Below are 22,989 nucleotides of genomic sequence, written 5' to 3' on the forward strand. Positions count from 1 at the left end.
TTTATTGAATTGACGTTATATTTATTTAGGTAGCGAAAAATAATTAGGGCAGAAAATGTTAGAGAATCAAATCCCCATTAAACAGATTGTAGAAGAAAAACATTCTGTAGAACCTTCTATGTGGAAAACCCTTTTTACACAAGGGGTGTGGTCAAATAATGGAGCATTAGTTCAATTATTAGGGCTTTGTCCTTTGTTAGCTGTATCGAATAATATAACTAATGCACTTGGATTGGGGGTAGCGACATTATTAGTATTAGTGATTACCAATACGGCGGTTTCTGTTTTTCGGAAGTGGATACCGCACGATATTCGTATTCCGATTTATGTAATGATTATTGCCACAGCGGTAACCACAATTCAACTATTGATGAATGCGTTTGCCTATCCTGTTTACCAGTCATTAGGAATTTTTATTCCCTTGATTGTTACAAACTGTATTGTTATTGGGCGTGCAGAAGCGTTTGCTTCTAAAAATAGTATTTTACATTCTGCATTTGATGGTTTTTCAATGGGGCTAGGTGTATTGTTAAGCCTTATTTTACTAGGAGCTTTGCGAGAAATTATTGGAAATGGCACGTTATTTGATGGTTTAGATTTACTATTAGGCAGCTGGGCAAAAGGGGCAAAAATGGATCTTCTGCATATTGATTCAGGATTGCTATTGGCTATTTTGCCACCGGGTGCATTTATCGGGCTGGGAATTCTTTTAGGGTTGAAGAATTTAATTGATCAACGTAAGAAGCAGAAATCACATAACTTATATAGGGCAAAAAATGGAACGTGAAACCTATCAAGTAGGCTATCAACACAAATTTTCACTCGCTTTTTTAGCCCCTAAATATTGGGGCATTTGGATAGGGATTTTATTTTTAACGATCTTAGCTTATGTACCATACCGTTTGAGAGATAAGCTCGCTATCTTTATTGGAAAAAGAGTTACTGCTTATTTGAAAAAACGGAATAAAAAACAGTATCACCGTGCAAATGTTAATTTACGTTACTGTTTTCCAGATTGGTCAGAGAGCAAGCGGGCAGATGTTATTGAAAAAATGTTTATCACTGTTTCACAAACAATGTTAGCGATTGGTGAAACAACGGTGCGTCCTGTTGCACATTTACAAAAAAGAAGTGAATTTAGCGGGTTAGAATATGTGAAAAAAGCACGAGCGGCAGGTAAAAATGTAATATTACTTGTGCCACATACATGGTCTGTTGATGCTGCAGGTGTTGTAATGCATACGCTTGGAATGCCGATGACGGGAATGTATCATCCACATCGTAATCCGTTAATAGATTGGCTTTGGAATCGTACACGGGAGCGTTTTGGTGGCAAAATGCACGCTCGTCAAAATGGATTAAAACCTTTTTTAGCTGATGTGCGTAAAGGGGAGCTAGGTTATTTTCTGCCTGATGAAGATTACGGTGAAGAACATAGTGTGTATGTTGATTTCTTCGCAACTGAAAAAGCAACATTACCGGGGTTAAACCGAATGGCAAAGGTAGCCAATGCTGAAGTTATCCCTATGTTTCCGATTTATAATGCTGAAAAAGGCATATATCAAATCGAAATATTACCACCGATGGTATTTAGCGGATCATTAGAACAAGCGGCTCGAGAAATGAATAAAGTCATTGAGTATTTTGTGGCTAAACACCCAGAACAGTATGTGTGGATTTTACGCTTGTTGAAAACACGGCGAACAGGGGAAGATATTTACCAAACTTAATAAAAAGCCAAGAACAAAATGTTCTTGGTTTTTTTCTTTCTTCAGTTATAAAAATCATATAGTAATGCAATACTATTTGATGCCCTTCCTATGCGATTATTTTTAGCCATATTTTTACTATGGTTACTTATGTCATTTTGTCTAAAAAAATTGTATTAAACTTAACCATTTTTGCATCATATTTAAGCCATTTTTGTAAAGTTTATTCAGTTTAATTTATAGGCTAGATAATCGGGAGTGATTGAACAAATAAAATTGACAGGATAGGTAATTTTTTCTACGATAAGAGTAATTTGCACTCTTTCCATTTGTGTAAATTGTGTCTGTTATTAGTATGCTGAGTGCTAATAAATACATCTGTCCTTGAGGGATTGAGGCGGGAAAGAATAATAGTAAATAAATGAGAATTAATTTCATTATTTACAGTTTCTAGTAATAAAAGGTCATTTTATGAATAAAATTTTTAGAGTAATTTGGAATCACGCAACGCAAAGCTGGGTGGCGGTTTCTGAAGTTAGCCGAGCAAAAGGCAAAACAAAATCATCATCGTTAGCGAAAGCGAGTCTAGCGGTGGCAACAGTGATTGGTGCTGGTAGTGCTTTAGCTGCTACTACAGAAGGCACTCTTTTTGCTAAAGCAGATAGTAATAAAAAGAATATTGAGATTTTACCGAGCGGCGCATCAATGACTCATTATTCCACGCCTAATGCATACGGCGATAAAAGTGAGACAGGTGGGCGATATACGATCCGTGTTGGTGAAAATGACAGTAATAGCGGAGCTAATAATAATATACGAGATAGCCAAATTTTAATTGGCTATCAGATTGATAACCAATCGACAGGTAATGGTGGAGATGTCGTTGTAGGTAATAAAGTTTACCTAGGCGGCGGTGGTAGTGACTCTTTTAGTACTGCAGTGGGGTATGGTACGGTTGTCGCAGGACCATCTATCGCATTAGGGGCAGGGGCTGAAGCAGACAATATGAGTTCTCGTGCTTGGCTTGAACCATATCATGGTGGCGTTGCTGTTGGTGCGTATTCTTATATTGGCGGCAATAAAAATGGTGGCGTTGCGCTTGGTTCTGCAACGGCTGCAGGTGGTTATTTAACGACAAGTATCGGTACGTTATCAGGTACTATGGATAGAACTTGGTTAAGCACAAATAAATCTGCGGCACCTATTATTTTTGGCGAGTCAGGAAATTTTGGGGCAACGTCAGTTGGTTACGGTTCTTCAGCAAGAAGCCAGAAATCTGAAGCAATTGGTTATGATGCAATGACTGGTATGGAATATGGTGGTGTTAATTCGCAATTTGCTACTGCAATTGGTCACCGGGCTGCTGCTTACCGGACTTCATCAATTGCAATTGGTGACAATGCTATTGCTGGTGGGTATACCGGAGCACAAATGGGAATATTGCAAGGACAGAAGACTATCGCTGAAAAAGCCGTTGCAGACACTACAGCAGATGTAGCAGCAGCAAAAGCTAAATTTGATGCTGATCCAAATGCCTATAATAAATTTATCTATGGTCGAGCAAATGCACTTAACGAGCGTGCAAAGAAAACATTAGAGCATATTAACCGTGACTTGGCAGAAACGTTGGCAGCGGGAGCTTCATCAGGCGAATCAACAATTGCATTAGGAAACAGAGCTAAAGCTAAGAATAATTCGGCAATGGCAATGGGTAATAGATCGTATGCATCAGGTGAAAATTCTATTGCTGCAGGAACAAATAGTAAGGCAGTTAAAGATTTAGCAGTTTCAATTGGTCCTAATTCTCAGGCGACTGCCAAATCATCATTAGCATTAGGTGACCATGCAAATGCAACGGAATTTAATGCTTATGCAATTGGTTCATACAGCCATGCTCACGCCGACGATACTATTGCTATTGGTACGGCAGCTTTTGCAACAGCGAAAGATGCGGTATCAATAGGTCATTTTTCACAATCAAAAGCAGAAAAAGCAGTGGCACTTGGCCATAATAATGTGATTACTGGGGAAAAAACGGTTGTATTAGGCTCAGATGTTACTGTTGGAACTAAAGAATCTGTCGTTCTAGGTGCTAATTCAGCAGCATCAGCGGCTAAGAAAGCACCTGATGCTGTTATTAACTATGCCGATGGTAAAAAAATGACTTATGAGAGTAGTCGTTTTGCTGGTAACAATTTTGCTCACGATGGTCTGTATGTTAGCGTGGGGAGTGGAGGGAAAGAGCGCCAAATTAAAAACGTTGGTGCAGGTAAAATTAGCAGTGATTCTACAGATGCAATCAATGGTTCACAGCTTTATGTCGCTATGGATGAGCTTGGCAAAGGATGGCAGTTAAACAAGAATGGTGCAGAATGGGATCATATTAGACCTGGAGATCAAGTTAATTTTGTCGATGGTCTTAATACTAAGCTGAATATGACAGGCAAAGGTCCTGCATCAATTACCTTTGATGTTGCTTCACAAAACGTTTCTGCTAATCCTAATGGTTCGCTAAAAGTTGATGGAGATGAAGCTGGCTTTGTTAAAGCAGAAAGCGTGAGGGATGCTATTAACAACTCTGGTTGGAATGTTGCTATTGGCACAACAGGCACTGGAACTAAGGGAACTGATACAGGTTCAAAATTAGTAAATCCAGGTAACACAGTAACCTTCACCGCAGGCGATGGTATTGAAATCAGCCAAAATGATAAAAATATCACCATTAAAACAAAAACTCCGCCACAAAAACCGTATAAATTTACCGCAGCGGCAGGTGATGGTAATGAGAGTGATGTTGGTAATGGCAAAACGCTGAGCATTTTGGGTGATGCAGATGGTGATGGTGCAACAGGATTAGTTGAAACTGCGTTGGAGGCTAATAATGAAAACCCAAATATTGTTGTTTCGTTAAAGACCGTTAAACAGATTCCAACCGCTAAAGGTACAGCAGGTAATAAGAATAATAGGTCTAAACCAACGGGGGCATTAGATAAGGCTACTACTGATGACCTCGTTGTTACAGGTAAAACGTTAGTTGATGCGGTGAATAACTCAGGTTTCCGTTTACAAGCAGTAAAAGGAACAGGAACAGTAAACTCTGCGGATGATGGAGAGCCAACTGATCCAGCACTTATTCAATCAGGTAATTTAATGCAGCTTGAGGCAGGCGACAATATTGATTTAGCTCAAGACGGCAAAAAAATTACAATTAACGCTAAATTCGAAACCACAGACATTCCTGTTGATAATACAACGGGTGCAGTTGGTGATGTTACTAATGGCGATAAGCTTGTTAATGGCACAACTGTTGCAGAGGCGATCAAAAAGTCAGGTTGGAACTTAAATATTGCCCGTGATGATGTAGATTTTGCGGATCTAGCTGGTAATAATAAGTCTAAAGTAAGCCCAGGCGATGAAGCGATCTTCAAAGCAGGTAAAAACTTAAAAATCAAAAAAGAGGGTAACAATGTTACCTATGCAACGAAAGATACGGTTGATTTTACGCACGTTAATTCAACAAACGGAATTACATTAGGTGATTCAACAAAACCATTGAATTTAACCTCAACAGGTACTGCAGATAAGCCAGTTCTGACTGTTGGAGATGCAGGTAAGCCAGCTACGATCACTAATTTAAATGGTACATTACCAGTTACCAAAAATACTAGTGAGCCAACATTAAAACAAGACGCTCCACAATTATCTGATGCGCAATTAACTAACGCAGCAACAGTGGGCGATGTGTTAAATGCAGGTTGGAATTTACGTGGTGCGAAAACTGCAGGTGGTGATGCAGAAGATGTTGATTTCGTTAAACCTTATGATACGGTTGAATTTGTATCAGGTGACAAAGAAACCACAGATGTTGTTGTCACAACTGATAATAATAAATCAACAGTAACAATTAAAGCGAAAGTTAAGCCAATTGAAACAACTGATTTAACTGTAGATGAGGCAGCTGATTCAGCCAATTTAGGTAAAGTTGTGAAACCAGCAGAGGCTGATAAAACTAAATTAGTTACTGCGGAAAACTTAACAAATGCAATTAATAATTCTGGTTGGGTTGCAACAGCAGGTGGTAATTTAGACGGTAATGCAACGAAAGAATTAGTGAAGGCTGGTGAGGTAGTAACCTTTAAAGCAGGCAAAAACCTTGTTGTGAAACAAGAAGGTCAAAACTTCACTTATTCAACAGCGGAAAACGTGAGCTTTACGCATGTAAATTCAACTAATGGTATTACGTTAGGTAATGATACAAAACCAGTTAATTTAACTGCTAATGATGATGGTAACTTACAAGTTGGTAATGCAACGGGTGCACCAGTTAAAATTACTAATGTTGCTCCAGCGGAGTTATCTTCAGACAGCAAAGATGCGGTAAACGGTAGCCAGTTATATACATTAGGTGATACAACCGCAAACGTATTAGGTGGTGGCGCTAAATTTAATACCACAACGGGTGCGATTGATAAACCGACCTTTAATGTAGCAATGCCAAATGGTTCAAACGTAGAAGGTCATAATACTGTTGGTGATGCAATCAATGCGTTAAATGCCTCAGTAAACTTACCGCTTACCTTTGCAGGTAACCAAAATAATGGTGCGAATACGACGCAAAAATTAGGCTCAACCCTAAATATCAAAGGTGGTTTAGCTGAAGGTGGTTCAAACAAAAATGTGGGGACCAACGTTACTTCAGCGGGTAACTTAGAGATCGTATTCTCAGAGAACCCAGAGTTCAAATCAGTGAATCTAACGAATGAGGCGGGTACAGTAAACTTAACGCCAACAGCAGATGGTTTAAATGTAAGCAAAGCAAATGGCGATCCAGCAAAAATTGGTAATGTAGCAAATGGTACAGATCCAAATGATGCAGTGAACTTAAGCCAGTTAAATGCAAGCAAAACGTTTGTTGATGCGACAGGTCCAGTAACTGTAACTCCACATGTAGATACTAATAATGGTACAACTTATACAGTAAGTGTAAAGACCACAACCTTAACGCCAAACACGACGGCTGGATCGGCAGGTAGAGTTGATGTGCCAAAAGATCAAGGTGCAAGCCTAATGAATGCAAGTAAAGTTGCAGAAGCGATTAATAAATCAGGCTTTAACTTAGTAGCTAAGGAAAATGGTGGTTTATTAGGTAATAGTACTGCTTCAGCAGAAGGAAAACAGATTAACCCAGGTGAAAACTTCACTTTAGATGCGGGAACTAATATTAAGATTACCCAAGTTGAAAATGGTTATGAAGTAGCGACGAAAACAGACTTGAATGTAACTTCAATTAGTGTTGGAGGTAGCCGTGGTAATGCAACTACCGATGGTACTTTAGGCGCGCCATCAGTTATTCTGGAAGATAATGCAGGTAATGGTGAAGTTAAAGTTCATGGCGAAAAAGGTGAGATGGTAGGCATTTTTGGTGATAATGCGACTATTGTCTTAGGTAAAGGAGAGATAAAAGATGATATGCCAGAGACGGCTGCAGCTTTAACTATCAATAAAGGACCGAGTGGCGTTGAGCCAAAAGATGGTGAAAAAGAGAAGACTCGCTTTGAATATATAACAGAAACTGGTGCTACAGAAGTTATTGCAACACTGAATGATGGTTTGAAATTTAAAGGTGATAATGAAACTGTTATCAATAAGACATTAAATTCACAACTTGATATTGTTGGTGGAGCGGATAATGCTACTCTTACTGAGAACAATATCGGCGTAAATGCAAAAGACGGTAAATTATTTGTTCAATTATCAAAAGACATTAATTTAACGCCAAATGGTAGCTTAACGGTTGGGCCAGTAACGATCAATAAAGATGGTATTGATGCAGGTAATAAACCAATTACTAATGTAACTAGTACTTTACCAGATACATTCAATGGCATTCCTAGTGATGAAAACCCTAATCCTGCTACTAAATCTCAAGATGTACCAAACTTAGAGCAAGCAGATTACAAACATGCAGCAACAGTAGGTGATGTATTAAATGCGGGTTGGAATCTACAAAATAATGGCGATGCAAAAGACTTTGTTAAGCCATATGATACGGTGAATTTTGTTGACGGCGGTAATACAAAGTCTGTAGTCACAACAAGTGAAGATGGTAAAACGAGTAATGTGTCTGTTAACGTAGTTGGTTTACCGGTTCAATACACAGCAGAGGATGGTACACCGGTCGCGAAAGTAGGCGATAAGTTCTACAAAGTTGATGAAAATGGTAATCCAACCACAACGGAAGTTGCTCCAGCAAACTTAGTTGCGAATATGATTAACCCAGCGGCTAAACCAAATGAAATGGGTGCGCCAACGACATTAGGTAATGTTGAGCAAGGGGCTAAAGTTATTAATAGCGGTGATAATACAGCGAAAAATAGCAATGGCGATGCTCTTGTGAAAGCTAATGATGGTAACTGGTATAAAGCAGGTGATGTTACTGATGGTAAAGCGAATCCAAATGTAGAGAAACAGGTTGTAGATGGAACTAAATCAGGTACAGGTGGTTTGTTAGACTTAGCAAATTCAACCAATACCAATGCAGTTACCGTAGCCGATCTGAAAGATATGGGTTGGGTAGTTGGAGCACCGCAGACAGAAGGTGGATATACCGATCAAGTTCGTAATGCAAATAAAGTTGATTTTATTGGCGAAGGTTTAGCGAAAGTTACGGGTAAAACTAATGCGACGACGGGTGTTCGTGAAATTACTGTGTCAGTAAATGTAGGCGATGTTATTACAAGCGAAGTATCAAAAGATGGTAATAAGCTTGTTAATGTAGGGGATAAATACTATAACCCAGCAGACATTGATACAGAGACAGGTAAACCGAAAGAAGGAAAAGCACCGGTAGCAATCAAACAGGGTGATAAATTCTATGCACCAGACCAATTTAAGGCTGATGGTACATTGAAAGAGAATCCGCAAGAAGTTGCTGGAGTAACTGAAAATAAAAATGCGGGAGCAGGTTTAGTTACAGGTAACCAAGTGGCTGATGCGATTCAACGTTCAGGTTTTGTAGTTGGTAAGCAAAATAAATTACTTGCAGCGGACGACTTCAAAAATGAAGATGAGCGTGTAAACCCAGACGATAATTTACGTTTTGCGAATGGTAAAAATACCGATGTGAAATTGGCAACGAAAGCGGCAGTAGATGCGTCAGGTAAGGTAGTTACAGAGACAACGGTTAAAGTGGATGTAGATTTACCAATCGACTTCAAATATACCGATGCAACAGGTAAAGAGTACGTAAAAGCGAATGACGGCAAATTCTATGAGAAAGGTGCAGTTAATCCAGACGGTACTTTAGTGCCAGCAGCAGAAGGTCAGCCAGCGCCAACCGCATTATCTAATGAAGAGGTGAGCAAGCTAAATAAAGGTGCGCAGTTAACAAACGGTATGAATGAAAACGGCAAACCAAATGCGGCTTACGATGTTCAAGATGCAGTTGAAAAAGCAGCGGAAAAAGCAGTTAAAGATACTTTAGCGGCAAATCCAAATGCAACGCCGGCAGAATTAGCTGAAGCAGTTTCAAAAGCGAAAGGTGAAGCGATTAAAGCAAATCCTGAAGCGAAAGATACAATTACAGCAGGAACAGGCGGAGTAACGTTAGATAACGTAGCGTGGGCAACTAAACCAGATCAAGCAGTGAATAAAGATCAATTAGATCAAACTGTGAATAAATCAGGTTTCTTTGTGAAACAAAACGGTAAATCAACGCTAGACGCTAACGAAAATGCAACGGAAGATGCGAAAACAGAAAAAGTAACGCCAAATGATGTTGTGAACTTTGTAAATGGTGGAAATACTGTTGCGAAAGCGGTAACGGAACGTGATGAAAAAACAGGTCAAGATGTTACTAATGTAACATATAACGTAGTTGGTTTACCGGTTCAATACACAGCAGAGGATGGTACACCGGTCGCGAAAGTAGGCGATAAGTTCTACAAAGTTGATGAAAATGGTAATCCAACCACAACGGAAGTTGCTCCAGCAAACTTAGTTGCGAATATGATTAACCCAGCGGCTAAACCAAATGAAATGGGTGCGCCAACGACATTAGGTAATGTTGAGCAAGGGGCTAAAGTTATTAATAGCGGTGATAATACAGCGAAAAATAGCAATGGCGATGCTCTTGTGAAAGCTAATGATGGTAACTGGTATAAAGCAGGTGATGTTACTGATGGTAAAGCGAATCCAAATGTAGAGAAACAGGTTGTAGATGGAACTAAATCAGGTACAGGTGGTTTGTTAGACTTAGCAAATTCAACCAATACCAATGCAGTTACCGTAGCCGATCTGAAAGATATGGGTTGGGTAGTTGGAGCACCACAGACAGAAGGTGGATATACCGATCAAGTTCGTAATGCAAATAAAGTTGATTTTATTGGCGAAGGTTTAGCGAAAGTTACGGGTAAAACTAATGCGACGACGGGTGTTCGTGAAATTACTGTGTCAGTAAATGTAGGCGATGTTATTACAAGCGAAGTATCAAAAGATGGTAATAAGCTTGTTAATGTAGGGGATAAATACTATAACCCAGCAGACATTGATACAGAGACAGGTAAACCAAAAGCAGATGCAGCACCGGTAGCAATCAAACAGGGTGATAAATTCTATGCACCAGACCAATTTAAGGCTGATGGTACATTGAAAGAGAATCCGCAAGAAGTTGCTGGAGTAACTGAAAATAAAAATGCGGGAGCAGGTTTAGTTACAGGTAACCAAGTGGCTGATGCGATTCAACGTTCAGGTTTTGTAGTTGGTAAGCAAAATAAATTACTTGCAGCGGACGACTTCAAAAATGAAGATGAGCGTGTAAACCCAGACGATAATTTACGTTTTGCGAATGGTAAAAATACCGATGTGAAATTGGCAACGAAAGCGGCAGTAGATGCGTCAGGTAAGGTAGTTACAGAGACAACGGTTAAAGTGGATGTAGATTTACCAATCGACTTTAAATATACCGATGCAACAGGTAAAGAGTACGTAAAAGCGAATGACGGCAAATTCTATGAGAAAGATGCAGTTAATCCAGACGGTACTTTAGTGCCAGCAGCAGAAGGCCAGCCAGCGCCAACGGCATTATCTAATGAAGATGTGAGCAAGCTAAATAAAGGTGCGCAGTTAACAAACGGTATGAATGAAAACGGCAAACCAAATGCGGCTTACGATGTTCAAGATGCAGTTGAAAAAGCAGCGGAAAAAGCAGTTAAAGATACTTTAGCGGCAAATCCAAATGCAACGCCGGCAGAATTAGCTGAAGCAGTTTCAAAAGCGAAAGGTGAAGCGATTAAAGCAAATCCTGAAGCGAAAGATACAATTACAGCAGGAACAGGCGGAGTAACGTTAGATAACGTAGCGTGGGCAACTAAACCAGATCAAGCAGTGAATAAAGATCAATTAGATCAAACTGTGAATAAATCAGGTTTCTTTGTGAAACAAAACGGTACATCAACGCTAGACGCTAACAAAGGTGCAACGGAAGATGCGAAAACAGAAAAAGTAACGCCAAATGATGTTGTGAACTTTGTAAATGGTGGAAATACTGTTGCGAAAGCGGTAACGAAACGTGATGAACAAACAGGTCAAGATGTTACTAATGTAACATATAACGTAGTTGGTTTACCGGTTCAATACACAGCAGCGGATGGTACACCGGTCGCGAAAGTAGGCGATAAGTTCTACAAAGTTGGTGAAGATGGCAATCCAACCGAAATGGAAGTTGCTCCAGCAAACTTAGTTGCGAATATGATTAACCCAGCGGCTAAACCAAATGAAATGGGTGCGCCAACGAAATTAGGTAATGTTGCTGATGGTGATATCTCATCTGGTAGCCATAATGCTGTAAATGGTAATCAGTTATTTAACTATGTTAATGTGAATGGTGTTGCTGCAACAAAACCAGATGGTAAAGTTAACTTTGTAAATGGTGATGGTACAACTGTATCAACAAATGAGGCAGGGAACATTACTTACAATGTGAACACTACTACATTTGGTACAGAGCCAAATGGCGTAGAAGCTGATGGTAAAGTTGCCGCTCCAACAGATCCAAATGCATTTGTGAAAGCAGGTGATATTGCGAAAGCGATCAATAATTCAGGATTTAACTTGGATGTGAAAGCAGAAGCAGGATCAACAGGTAAAGTTGTTGCTAATGATAATGCACCAAAACGTATTACAGCAGGCAACCACGTTAATGTTGTTGCGGGCAATAACATTGAAATTAAACGCTCTGGTTCTGATGTTACTGTTGCAACTTCAGCAAATCCAATTTTCGAAAGCGTTCAATTAGGTAAAGCTGATGCAAATGGTGTTGTAACAGGACCTAAACTTAGCACAACGGATGGAACAGATATTAAAGTAAGTCAAGCAGATGGTAAAACGCCTGCTCGTATTACAAATGTTGCTCCAGGCCATAAAGATACCGATGCGGTTAATGTTAGCCAGTTGAAAGGTGTTGCGAATAACTTAAGCAACCGTATCAACCGTAATAACAAAAATAACCGTGCAGGGATTGCAGGTGCAAATGCGGCAGCTGGCTTACCACAAGTTTACATTCCAGGTAAATCAATGGTGGCAGCAGCAGCAGGTTCATTCAAAGGTCAAAGTGCGGTTGCAGTGGGCTACTCACGTGCAAGCGATAACGGTAAGCTTATCTTGAAACTTCAAGGTAATGCGAATACCCAAGGTGACATTGGTGGATCAATTGGTGTAGGTTACCAATGGTAATAGCGATAAGCTAATACTAGTCTTATAGACGATTGTTGATAAAACGCCCTTCTTCGGAAGGGCGTTTTTTTATTTATTATTTTCGTAGTAAGAAAATATAATGAATATAAAAGGAGAATAGAGAGTATGAAATCTATTTTTACCGTGATGAAGTAGTAAATTTGAAGTTAAAAGGGGATAACAAGCGGTAAGATAACCGCTTTATTTTACGTTGATTAGTTATTGTAATAGGCTGGCTAGAGCCAATGCTTTACGTTCGATTTCTTGCCATTCGGATTGAGCTTGGGAATCCTCAACAATACCTGCACCTGCATAGAATGTAATCTGATTATTTGAAACTAGTCCTGAGCGTAGCGCTACACAAAATTCTGAGGAATGTTGGGAAAAAGATCCAAACGCAGCGGCATACCAACCACGAGTAAAACCTTCGTTATAAGAAATAAAGGCTAAAGCCTTTGAACGAGGTAAGCCAGCAACAGCAGCTGTTGGGTGAATACGAGTTAAGCAATCGGCATCATTTATGGTTGGGTGTAATGTGGCTTGAATTTTACGGCGTAAATGTTGCACATTATGAAGTTTCTTAATCTCAATCTCATTGATAGAGATGTCATCACAACAATCTTGTAAATGTTGCTGTATATCATCTACCACAAGCTGGTTTTCGTGAATATTTTTCTTATCGTTCAGTAGCCATAGACGGTTATGTTCAGTTTGATTGAGATCTTGGGTAACAGCGACTGTTCCAGCTAATGCTTCTGTTTGTAGCTGTCTGCCATTACGTTGGTAAAGACACTCTGGGCTTGAGCCAATAAATGTGGAATTGGCGTTTTCAGCCCATAAAAAATGGTAACACCCAGTATTTTTTTGTTGGCTAGCCGTAAGTAGATCATAGGCAGAGATAGGTTCTTCAACAGTCAGTGTTGTGGCGTTAGCGAGTACAACTTTACAGAATTGTTGCTGTTTGATCGCTTGAATTGCATTTTGGAGCAAATCTTCCCAACGAGGAAAATCGCTGACTTTGTTACTTGATAAGATATGTGTTGGGAAAATTGAATGTACATTGCTACAGTATTCTAATTGATCTATTAGCTCAATGTACTTACTTTTTTCTTGTGGATTAACGTATAGGCAAGCGGTTAGTTGATCGCTTTTTTTTGTCAAAACTAAACGAGGCAGAATGAAATGGCATTGCCCTTCAAATTTAATACCACCAAAAAGGCGAAAACCAGTTTGTTGGCTGAAATGTTGAGCGTGGCTAATTTCATCAAATTGGATGACTGTGCCGATAGTCGCAAAGGTAAGTTGTTGATCTCGGCTTTGCCAAAAATATTGCGGAAAAGTGCTTTGTCCTTTTAACCAGCTCAGTAGATTGATTTCTAAATTACGGTTTTCTAAGGTTACTTTAGCCTTGAGTTCAATTAGTCCAGCTTGTTCATTGGGAAGCCGATCTAATTGTTGGCTAAGTTTTTGTTTTAATTCAGTAAAAAGGGACATTTGCAAAATTCCTGCCGAATTTAACCGCTTGTATTAAAAAATAGAGTTATTTTAGCCTATTTCCCCTTTTTTTTCCTAGTAAATCAGAGTAGAGTAAAGTTTTTTGCATAAAATAATTACAATTAGGAAGATGAAATGGAGCGATTTACAAAAACTGATAAGTTAGCGAATGTACGTTATGATATTCGAGGTCCAATTCATAAAGAGGCAATTCGTCTTGAGGAAGAGGGGCATAAAATTTTAAAATTAAACATTGGTAACCCAGCGCCTTTTGGATTCGATGCACCTGCAGAAATTTTGGTTGATGTTATTCGTAATTTGCCAACAGCACAAGGCTATTGTGATTCCAAAGGATTGTATTCTGCCCGTAAAGCGATTGTGCAGTATTATCAGCTTAAAGGGTTGCTAGATATTGATGTAAATGACGTTTATATTGGTAATGGGGTTTCTGAGCTGATTACAATGTCAATGCAGGCTTTGCTCAATGAGGGAGATGAAATTTTAATTCCAGCTCCTGATTACCCACTTTGGACAGCCGCTTCAACCCTGGCAGGGGGTAAAGCTGTACATTATCTTTGTGATGAAGATAATGGCTGGTTTCCTGATTTAGATGATATACGGTCTAAAATTACTCCTAAAACAAAAGCGATTTTAGTGATTAACCCAAATAATCCAACAGGGGCAGTATATAGCCGACAATTACTGTTAGATATTGCTCAGATTGCCCGTGAACATAATTTGATGTTGTTATCTGATGAAATATACGAAAAAATTGTGTATGACGGCGCTGTTCATCATCACCTTGCAGCATTAGCCCCAGATTTATTAACGGTAACTTATAATGGATTATCGAAAGCCTATCGGGTGGCAGGATTTCGTCAGGGTTGGATGGTGTTAAATGGACCAAAGCATCAAGCAAAAGGATTTATTGATGGTTTAGACACACTTTCTTCTATGCGATTATGTGCGAATACGCCAATGCAACACGCTATACAGACAGCATTGGGTGGCTATCAAAGTATCAATGAATTTATTTTACCTGGTGGGCGGTTATTAGAGCAACGTAACAAAGCCTATGAATTGATTACGCAAATTCCAGGCATTAGTTGTGTTAAACCAATGGGCGCAATGTATATGTTCCCGAAAATTGATACAGAAATGTATGGTATTACAAATGATCAGCAGTTCATTTTAGATTTGTTACAACAGGAACGAGTGCTATTAGTGCAAGGTTCAGGGTTTAATTGGCCAAAACCTGATCATTTCCGTGTGGTAACATTGCCTCACGTTGATCAGCTAGAAGAAGCGATGAGTCGATTAGCGAAATTCTTACAAACCTATTCGCAGAAATAGCCGTAGCAAAGTGGTGAGCGAGAGTAAGAAAGAATATATAAGGGGCTTAGCTTACCACTAAGCTTCTTTTTTATTATAAATTTATGTAGGTATTTTAGATACGATATGTGTAAAGTGATGGGTGAATGAGAGAGCAAAAAATAGGTGGTCCAATGATTAGAGGCGTTGTATTTGCTATATTGTCAAATATATTATTTGGCACAGGTTACTATTTTGCGGTATTGCTACTGCCTCTTGATGATATGGGAATGTTCGGTTTACGAGTAATTGTTTTAATTCCATTGATTTTATTGGTTATATTTATTTTTTCTCAGCAAAAAGATTTTAATGACCTTTGGCAAAAAATTGTCAAGAAGCCACCGCTTGTTTTGATTATTTTATTACTTGCAATGAATGTCGGCGTACAATTATGGCTTTTCATATATGCCCCAAATAATGGGCAGGCTTTGCCTGTTTCAATTGGTTATTTACTGTTGCCAATTGTTGCGTCCGCTTTAGGCAAACTTGTTTTTAAAGAGCATTTCACGCCATTAAAGTGGGGAGCATTACTGTTTGCAGCCATTGGCGTAGCTGTTAATTTAATCTTAACAAATAGCATTTCGTGGGCGACTTTTATTGCAGCATTTGGTTACCCTATTTATATTGTTTTACGCCGTTATTTTGATATAAATAGCCTTGCAACATTAGTGGTTGAGCTATGTTTATGTTTGCCTGTTGCTGTTTATTATGTTGCACAGTCAGATCTTACCTTTGTACAACAACAGAACCCCTACTTTTATGGTTACTTAATCCTATTTGGATTAGTCAATTGTATTGCATTTATTAGTTATATCCGATCCAGTAACTTACTTCCTGTCAATGTGCTAGGGCTATTAGGCTATTTTGAACCCTTAGTAATGCTAATCATCTCATTTTTAATTGGTGAAATATTAGATGCTAAATCATATCTGTTAATGATTTGTCTTAGCTTATCGATTGTTTTATTGATTTGGGATAGTTTGAATAAAGGTGAAATAAAATCTTGATGAATTTTGTTAGAGTGGCATTACCAGTACCATTGGCACGTTATTTTGATTACATTCTGCCAGAAGGTGTTCAAGCAGAAAAAGGCGTTCGAGTTAGCGTTCCTTTTGGTAAACAACATAAAATTGGGATTGTGATTGATCTTACCTCTACCAGCGATATTCCAGCTGAAAAATTGAAAGAAGTAAAAGCGGTATTAGATGATCGTTCTATTTTTGATGATGAAATGTGGCAGCTGCTTGAATGGGCAAGCCATTATTATCACGCACCTTTTGGTGAAGTATTACATAGTGCTTTGCCTGTCAAATTACGTCAAGGAGCAAGTTGTGAGCGTTCTGTTCCTTTACGTTTCCAAATCACTGAACAGGGGAAAAATGCGTTAGCAAGCGGTCAGTTAAAGGGAGCAAAAAAACAGCAAGCGTTATTATCAGATCTCAGCCAATTGGACACTTTTTTTGACAAAGTAACCGCTTGTAGTCCTACAGTTTGGAAAGGGCTTATAGATAAAGGTTATATTGTAGGGATAGAGCAGAACTTTGTTGTACAGCCGTGGCAGGAAAAATTGGTAGATAAGCCGATTTGTAATACACAAAACCGTCTAGTATTGAATAAGCAACAAAGTTTAGTAGTCAGCCGGCTAAATTGCGAGTCCCATTTTGAAGCTTTTTTGCTGAATGGTGTAACAGGATCGGGGAAAACAGAAGTTTATTTGCAAGTAATAGAGCAGGTTTTAGAGCGTAATCAGCAGGTGCTAGTTCTCGTCCCAGAAATTGGGCTAACCCCACAAACTATTCAGCGTTTCAATGCTCGTTTTAATGTTGAGATTGATGTGCTACATTCTAATTTAAACGATAGTGAACGGCTCAATGTATGGCTTCGTGCAAAAAATGGAGAAAGTGCGATCGTAATTGGTACACGCTCGGCACTATTTACACAATTTCACCAACTAGGGCTGATCATTATTGATGAAGAACACGATAATTCCTTTAAACAACAAGATGGTTGGCGTTATCACGCCCGTGATTTAGCAGTATTGCGGGCGAAAAATCGCGATATTCCAATTATTTTAGGATCAGCTACGCCCAGTTTAGAAAGTTTACATAATGCACAAAAAGGAAAATTTACTGCTCTTGAATTAACCACGAGAGCAGGAAATGCGCATTTTGCTGAGCAACAGATTATCGATCTAAAAACTCAGCGTGTGTATGCAGGGCTTTCGGAAAAATTACTGGCAATGATGAAAGCTCATCTGGAAAAAGGCAATCAGGTGATGCTATTTCTCAATCGTCGTGGCTTTGCACCTGTATTGCTATGTCACGAATGTGGTTGGATTTGCCAATGCGACTCTTGTGAAAAGCCATTCACTTACTATCAAAAAAAACAAGTATTACGTTGTAATCATTGTGCTTCACAACATCTTGTGCCACGCCAATGTGGGCATTGTGGCTCAACTAATTTAATCACGACAGGAATAGGGACAGAACAGCTAGAACAGGTGTTAATAGAACGTTTCCCACAATATAAAGTAAGTAGAATTGATAGCGATAGTACGGCAAAAAAAGGATCTCTAGAACAGCATCTTAATGAAATTCAATCAGGAAAAAGCCAAATTTTGATTGGAACACAAATGTTAGCGAAAGGGCATCATTTCCCTAATGTTACTTTAGTGGCAATTATAAATGTTGATGCAAGCCTATTTTCAACGGATTTTCGAGCTGAAGAGCATTTAGCCCAGCTTTATGTGCAAGTATCAGGGCGAGCAGGGCGGGGTGGGCAACGTAGTGAAGTAGTATTACAAACTCATTATCCCGATCATCTATTGCTTAAAAGTTTATTGACGGAAGGCTATGCAAGCTTTGCTGAACAAGCATTAAAAATGCGACAGTTAATGGGGCTACCGCCCTATACCGCACAAGTTCTTTTTCGAGCAACGGGACGGGAAAATGAAAAAGTAGAAAATTTCTTGCAACAACTAACCGCTTGTTTAAACAATTTTATTGAGCAATATCAGTGGCAAGGCTTTCAGTTGCTTGGGCCAATCAATGCACCAATGGCAAAAAAAGCAGGACATTTTCGTTGGCAACTGTTGATACAGCATTCAAGTCGAGGTGCATTAAAGCAGTTATTAGATTGCTTTGATGCGATAAAAGATCAATTTCTTAGAAATGATATTCGCTTAACGCTAGATGTTGATCCACAAGATCTAAGCTAAATCAGATAAACTAGAGAGAAAAAGACCGCTTACAAGCGGTCTTTTTAAATAAATTTTTGCCAGAGTTAAGGGCGTAAAGCAAGCAATTCTTGTTCGGTTAGAATTTTTACACCAAGCTCTTGGGCTTTAGTGAGTTTTGAACCCGCTTTTTCACCTGCGATTAAGTAATCCGTTTTACTGGAAACACTGCCCGATACTTTACAGCCAAGTTGTTGTAGCAAGGCTTTGGCTTGATCTCGAGTAAGCTGGGTGAGTGTGCCTGTTAGCACAACGGTTTTATCTTTTAGCGGATTGTCTGCAACTTCTTGAATGATAATCGGCTGCCAGTTAATCCCTTGCTGAATAAGATCTTCAACTACTTCAACATTATGAGGTTCTTGCCAAAATTGTACGATACGATTTGCTACAACTTCGCCGACATCGGGGACTTCTTGTAGTTGTTCGAACGAGGCTGAACGGATAGCGTCTAATGAGCCGAAATGATTAGCAAGATTTTGTGCGGTGGTTTCTCCAACATCACGAATGCCAAGAGCAAATAAAAAGCGAGCAAGGGTCGTTTTTTTTGCTTTCTCAATACTTTGTAGAGCATTATTGGCAGATTTTTCGCCCATTCTGTCTAGTCGCATTAAGGTTGTGTGATCAAGTTTAAACAGATCTGCTGGTGTATGGATAAGCTCACGCTCCATTAGCTGTTCAATGAGCTTTTCGCCTACACCATCAATATCCATCGCCTTGCGAGAAACAAAATGTTTTAATGCTTCTTTACGTTGAGCTGCACAGAATAGTCCACCTGTACAGCGAGCAACGGCTTCACCTTCAACACGGACAATCGCTGAATGGCAAATAGGACAAGCGGTCGGAAATACGATTTTTTCTGCATTTTCAGGTCGTCGTTCTGCCACAACCCCAATAATTTGTGGGATTACATCGCCTGCTCGGCGGATAATCACTGTATCACCAATTGCAATGCCTAATCGCTCAATTTCATCACCATTGTGCAAGGTTGCATTGCTTACGGTAACACCAGCGACAAAAACAGGCTCAAGTTTTGCAACTGGGGTAATTGCCCCTGTTCTGCCTACTTGAAATTCAACGCTGTTGAGAATGGTCATCTCTTCTTGAGCAGGAAATTTGTATGCAATGGCCCATCGTGGAGCTTTTGAGATAAAACCTAATTGTTCTTGTAATGCTATCTCGTTGATTTTTAATACAGTACCGTCAATATCATAACCAAGCACGCTACGTTTTTGTTGAATTTTTTTATAAAAATCAAGTAGTTGTTCTTGTCCTTTAGCAAGAACGGTTTCGCTATTAACCGGAATACCGATTGTTTTTAGCCATTGTAAGCGAGCAAAATGGGTATCGGGCAACGGCTCATTACTTTCATAGATCCCAATACCGTAAGCATTAAGCATTAGCAGACGTTGCCGAGTAATTTTAGGATCTAACTGGCGGAGAGAGCCTGCAGCTGCATTACGAGGGTTTACAAAAGTTTTTTCACTCTTTTCCAGAGCAGTTTGATTAAGTGCTTCAAAGCCTTTTAATGGCATAAATACTTCGCCCCTCACTTCTAAACGAGCGGGTGGGTTTGCCATTTGAAGACGTAATGGAACGTTGCGAATGGTACGAATATTTGTAGTAATATCTTCCCCCGTAGTTCCATCACCACGAGTTGCGGCTTGGGTTAGTACGCCATCAACATAAATAATACTTACGGCTAACCCATCAAGTTTAACTTCACAACAAAATTCTAATTCATCACGGTTAAGGTGGATACGATCTTCAATGCGGCGTAGAAAATTATCAAGATCTTCATTAGAAAAGGCGTTATCTAGGGATAACATTGGGCGTTCGTGAGTAACTTGTGCAAAGCCTTCCAACGGCTTTGCCCCGACCCTTTGGGTTGGTGAATCTGCCGTAATGAGCTCTGGGTGTTGCCATTCTAAATTTTTTAATTCATTGAGTACCCGATCGTATTCTGCATCGGGAACAAGAGGATTATCTAAAACGTGATAATGGTATTCATATTCACGCAGTTTTGCTTTTAAGTTATCAAGTTGAGTTTGGATCGTCATTTTTATTAGGAAATTTATCAGTAATAGATTTAAATTTAGTATTTATTGTAGTAGCTCTTTTGAGTAATGGCTAATGATAATTATGAATAGATTTAAAAGGTAAGAGATAAATGATGACGATATGTTCATTCAAAAACACTATTCTTATATACAAGCGGTGAAATCCTGCTAATTTTTGTAATTGTAGATTGAAAAATAAGGCAGAAAGCCCCAAAATAGCCCTTTATTTAATTTTTATATAATTAGAGTTAATTATGAATGTAGCGGAATTTCATCAAGAAATTGAAAAAGTATGGGATTGTATTGAAGAGCAATTAGATGAGCAAGGCAGTGATGTTGATTGTGAAATACAAGGTGCGGTAATGACGCTGACCTTTGATGATGATTCTCAAATTGTGATCAATAAGCAAGAGGCGATGCTTGAGCTTTGGTTAGCAAGTAAACTAGGTGGCTTTCATTTTTCCTACCGTGATGGTGAGTGGCTTAGTTCAGAAGGACGTTCATTTTGGACACATTTAGAAGAGGCAATGGCTAGACACGGAGAAGTCGTTTCTTTTAGCTAATGTCAAATACGCTAATGTCTCAAGCTGAAGATGTTCTGCATAGTATCTTCGGCTATCAATCTTTTCGCCACGGTCAATATGAGGTAATTGATACTATTTTGACGGGCAAAGATTGTTTAGTCATTATGACAACGGGTAGTGGTAAATCCCTTTGTTACCAAGTGCCAGCATTGTGCTTGTCTGGGATAACGCTTGTTATCTCCCCGCTTATTTCATTGATGAAAGATCAAGTCGACCAGCTTTTAGCGAATGGGGTTGAGGCAGCTTATCTAAACTCTAGCCAAACAATGGAAGAACAGCGGCAGGTTGAGCAAAAAGCCCTATCAGGACGGCTTAAATTGCTTTATCTCTCTCCCGAAAAAGTGATGACATCAGGCTTTTTTCATTTTATTTCACATTGTCAAATCAGCTTAATCGCTGTTGATGAAGCCCACTGTGTTTCACAATGGGGACATGATTTTCGCCCAGAATATACATTACTTGGCGGATTGCGAAAAACATTTCCAAACGTACCGCTTGTTGCTTTAACGGCAACGGCAGATCCAACGACACGAGCAGATATTATTCAGCATTTGCATCTTGATGATCCTTATACTTATTTAGGCAGTTTTGATCGCCCAAATATTCGTTATACGGTGCAAGAGAAATTTAAGCCGATGGAGCAATTACTTAAATTTATCCGAGGGCAAAAAGGGAAAAGTGGCATTGTTTATTGTAATAGTCGTAAGAAAGTAGAAGATATTACCGAAAAACTTTCGGCACAACAGATTACGGTAATGGGCTATCACGCAGGAATGACGGTTAAACAGCGTGAAATGGTGCAAAATGCTTTTCAGCGAGATAATATTCAAGTGGTAGTTGCCACTGTGGCGTTTGGAATGGGGATCAATAAATCTAATGTTCGCTTTGTGGTGCATTTTGATTTGCCTCGTAGTATTGAATCTTATTACCAAGAAACTGGACGAGCAGGGCGTGATGATTTGCCTGCAGAGGCGGTATTATTTTATGATCCTGCTGATTATGCTTGGCTAAATAAAGTTTTATTAGAAAAGCCTGAAACAGAACAACGCCAAATTGAGCAACATAAATTACAGGCGATAGGAGCATTTGCAGAGTCGCAAACCTGTCGGCGGTTAGTTTTACTCAACTATTTTGGTGAGTCTCATCAGCAATCTTGTAAAAATTGTGATATTTGTCTTGATCCGCCTAAAAAATATGATGGTTTAATCGATGCACAGAAAGTTATGTCGGTTATTTATAGAACAGGACAACGGTTCGGATTGCACCATATTGTAGCAGTGTTACGAGGATTAAATCATCAGAAAATTAGAGAAAACCAGCACGATCATCTATCTGTTTTTGGTATTGGTAAAGAAGGTTCTCAAGAATATTGGATCAGTGTTACTCGTCAATTAATTCATTTGGGGTTAGTTCGACAAAACATCGTTAATCATTCCGCTTTACAGCTTACAGAGCAGGCTCGCCCGATTTTACGAGCAGAAATTCCGTTAGAACTTGCTTTACCACGTTTGAGTTTTTCTGCGACTGCTTATATTCAAAAACAGCAACCAACACGCCGTTATGATAAAGATCTGTTTGCTCGTTTGCGTTTTCTGCGTAAACAAATTGCAGATAAAGAGAATATTCCACCTTATGTTGTTTTTAATGATGCGACATTACAAGAAATGGCAGAGTTTTTACCTGAAAGTAACAGTGAAATGTTATCTATCAATGGTGTTGGTGAACGTAAATTGGAACGTTTTGGTCCTGCATTTTTAACTCTTATTCAAGAGCATTGTTGTAGTCGAAAATAAAAAAACCGAGAATTA

General features: G+C 39.1%; 10 protein-coding genes. 8 read left to right on the forward strand and 2 right to left on the reverse strand.

From position 1 onward, the window contains the following. Window positions 1-55 precede the first annotated feature (55 nt). The 3 genes from A6B43_RS05945 (at window position 56) to A6B43_RS05955 (ending at window position 12,440) form a co-directional block, all read left to right on the forward strand. Window positions 56-787 (forward strand): electron transport complex subunit E, encoded by a 732-nt coding sequence (locus tag A6B43_RS05945; RefSeq protein WP_124211186.1) that lies wholly within the window; start codon window positions 56-58, stop codon window positions 785-787. Continuing rightward, complete coding sequence (lpxM, locus tag A6B43_RS05950; RefSeq protein WP_124211185.1) at window positions 777-1,730, forward strand: lauroyl-Kdo(2)-lipid IV(A) myristoyltransferase; 954 nt, start codon at window positions 777-779, stop codon at window positions 1,728-1,730. The genes A6B43_RS05945 and lpxM overlap by 11 nt, the downstream gene beginning before the upstream one ends. A gap of 450 nt (window positions 1,731-2,180) precedes the next feature. Then, entirely contained in the window at window positions 2,181-12,440 is a 10,260-nt protein-coding gene (locus A6B43_RS05955; RefSeq protein ID WP_176672531.1) for a YadA-like family protein, read from the forward strand. Window positions 12,441-12,659: 219 nt separating this feature from the next. Here A6B43_RS05955 and A6B43_RS05960 read toward each other — a convergent pair whose 3' ends face one another. Further along, on the reverse strand, window positions 12,660-13,934 hold the full coding sequence (locus A6B43_RS05960) for an isochorismate synthase (RefSeq protein WP_124211183.1): 1,275 nt from the start codon (window positions 13,932-13,934) through the stop codon (window positions 12,660-12,662). A 135-nt stretch (window positions 13,935-14,069) separates the two neighbouring features. Here A6B43_RS05960 and A6B43_RS05965 point away from each other — a divergent pair, with 135 nt between their 5' ends. The 3 genes from A6B43_RS05965 to priA all read left to right on the forward strand — a co-directional run bounded on the left by A6B43_RS05965 (window position 14,070) and on the right by priA (window position 18,522). Continuing rightward, window positions 14,070-15,287, forward strand: coding sequence for a pyridoxal phosphate-dependent aminotransferase (locus A6B43_RS05965; RefSeq protein ID WP_124211182.1), 1,218 nt, complete (start codon window positions 14,070-14,072; stop codon window positions 15,285-15,287). A 152-nt stretch (window positions 15,288-15,439) separates the two neighbouring features. After that, window positions 15,440-16,312, forward strand: a complete 873-nt coding sequence (rarD, locus tag A6B43_RS05970) for an EamA family transporter RarD (protein WP_124211181.1) — start codon at window positions 15,440-15,442, stop codon at window positions 16,310-16,312. Beyond that, complete coding sequence (priA, locus tag A6B43_RS05975) at window positions 16,312-18,522, forward strand: primosomal protein N' (RefSeq protein ID WP_124211180.1); 2,211 nt, start codon at window positions 16,312-16,314, stop codon at window positions 18,520-18,522. The genes rarD and priA overlap by 1 nt, the downstream gene beginning before the upstream one ends. A gap of 65 nt (window positions 18,523-18,587) precedes the next feature. On the opposite strand, the gene ligA is transcribed toward priA, so the two are convergent. Beyond that, entirely contained in the window at window positions 18,588-20,597 is a 2,010-nt protein-coding gene (ligA, locus tag A6B43_RS05980; RefSeq protein WP_124211179.1) for an NAD-dependent DNA ligase LigA, read from the reverse strand. Between the two features lie 254 nt (window positions 20,598-20,851). Here ligA and cyaY point away from each other — a divergent pair, with 254 nt between their 5' ends. Next, window positions 20,852-21,160: an iron donor protein CyaY gene (gene cyaY / locus A6B43_RS05985; protein WP_124211178.1), complete on the forward strand. Its 309-nt coding sequence runs from the start codon at window positions 20,852-20,854 to the stop codon at window positions 21,158-21,160. A 14-nt stretch (window positions 21,161-21,174) separates the two neighbouring features. Beyond that, complete coding sequence (gene recQ, locus A6B43_RS05990; protein WP_237306867.1) at window positions 21,175-22,974, forward strand: ATP-dependent DNA helicase RecQ; 1,800 nt, start codon at window positions 21,175-21,177, stop codon at window positions 22,972-22,974. Window positions 22,975-22,989: the final 15 nt, after the last annotated feature.

It is taken from the genome of Vespertiliibacter pulmonis (genome assembly GCF_013377275.1).
In the GTDB taxonomy this organism is placed as follows: Bacteria; Pseudomonadota; Gammaproteobacteria; order Enterobacterales; family Pasteurellaceae; genus Vespertiliibacter; species Vespertiliibacter pulmonis.